The organism is Nonomuraea lactucae, from assembly GCF_003313395.1.
In the GTDB taxonomy this organism is placed as follows: Bacteria; Actinomycetota; Actinomycetes; order Streptosporangiales; family Streptosporangiaceae; genus Nonomuraea; species Nonomuraea lactucae.
Genome location: NZ_QNFZ01000519.1, coordinates 1 through 1,519, shown reverse-complemented (window position 1 = coordinate 1,519; position 1,519 = coordinate 1). Strand labels below are relative to the sequence as shown.

1 protein-coding gene is annotated in these 1,519 nt (G+C 74.5%); it reads right to left on the bottom strand.

Features of this window, described 5'->3' with window-relative positions; genetic code table 11:
* The coding region (locus tag DQW85_RS23195) for a glycoside hydrolase family 3 protein (RefSeq protein WP_113702221.1) at positions 1 to 1,315 on the bottom strand (1,315 nt) is incomplete at its 3' end.
* Positions 1,316 to 1,519: the final 204 nt, after the last annotated feature.

Here is a 1,519-nt window from a genome sequence, read left to right as displayed (position 1 = left end):
GGTGCTCGGCCGAGCGCAGCACGCCGGCCGCCTCCCGCGCCGAGGCGGCGGGCGCCTCGCGCAGGAAGCCGCGCGCCTGCTTGAGCGTGAGGAGCCGGGTGACCGACTGGTCGAGCCGCCGCTCCGAGATCCGGCCCGACCTCGCCGCGGCCAGCACGGCGTCGTACGCCGTGGGCAGGTCGTTCGGCATCAGCAGCAGGTCGGCCCCCGCCAGCACGGCCCGCACGGCCACCTCACCGTCGCTGTACTTCTTCCGCACTCCCGCCATGTTGAGCGCGTCGGTCGAGATCACACCCTTGAAGCCCAGCTCGTCCCTGAGCAGGCCGGTGAGGATGGGCTTGGACAGCGTCGCCGGGTCGCCCGACGGGTCGAGCCCGGGGAAGACGATGTGGGCGCTCATCACGGCGTCCACGCCGGCGTTGATCGCGGCCTTGAACGGCGGCGTGTCGATCCGCTCCCACTGCGCCCTGGTGTGCTTGATCACCGGCAGGCCGGTGTGGCTGTCGACGTCCGTGTCGCCGTGGCCGGGGAAGTGCTTGGCGGTGGCGGCGACCCCGGCGTCCGCGAACCCCTTGACCGCGGCCGACACCATGCGCGCCACCCGCGCCGGATCGTCTCCGAAGGCGCGCCTGCCGATGACGGGGTTGCGCGGGTCGACGTTCACGTCGGCGACCGGCGCGAAGTCGAGGTTGACGCCCAGCGTGCGCAGCTCCTCGCCGGTGGCCCTGGCGACCTCCCGTGACAGCGACGGGTTCCTGGTGGCGCCCACCTGCGCGGCGCCGGGGAACGCCGTCATCAGCGCGCCCATCCTGGAGACCAGGCCGTTCTCCTGGTCGGTGCCGATGAGCAGCGGCACCTCGGGCGAGGCCTGCTGCAGGGCGTTGGTCAGCCCGACGACCTGCCCGACGCTCCTGACGTTGGCGGGGAACAGGATGACGCCACCGAGGCGGTATTTGGCGATGACTCCGGCCGGGGTCCGGGCGCCGTACCTGGCCTGGTTCTCGCCCGAGACGGTGTCGGCGGCCGTGCCGTACAGGACCGGCATGAACAGCTGCCCGACCTTCTCCTCCAGGCTCATCCCGGACAGCACCCGCCCCACCTCGCCGCCCTGCGCGGACGTGCCAGGCTCCGCCGGTCCGGCGGTCGGGGCGGCGCTCGCGGACGGTCCGGCGGACGGTCCGCCCGAGGACCCGGCGTCCGGAGAGGCCGCGCTCGACGACGACGCGTCCGGGGAGGCCGCGCCCGCGGTCGAGCCTCCCCCGCACGCCGCCAGAGCGATCAGGAGCAGGCCCGCCGTTCCGATCCGTCCAACCATGCCTCCAACCGTATCCAGACCGCACCGTGCTTGATCCTTGGCGACCGGCGATCACCGCCGTCCTGCCGCTCGGGCACCAGGGGCAGGCCGCGCAGCGCGGACAGGCCGGCGGCGAGTGCGTGGCTACAGGCCGAGGCGGGTGAGGCCCGGCAGGTGGGAGCGCGCCGCCGCTCGCGCCTCGGCGGGCGCGTCGGCGGCGAGGGC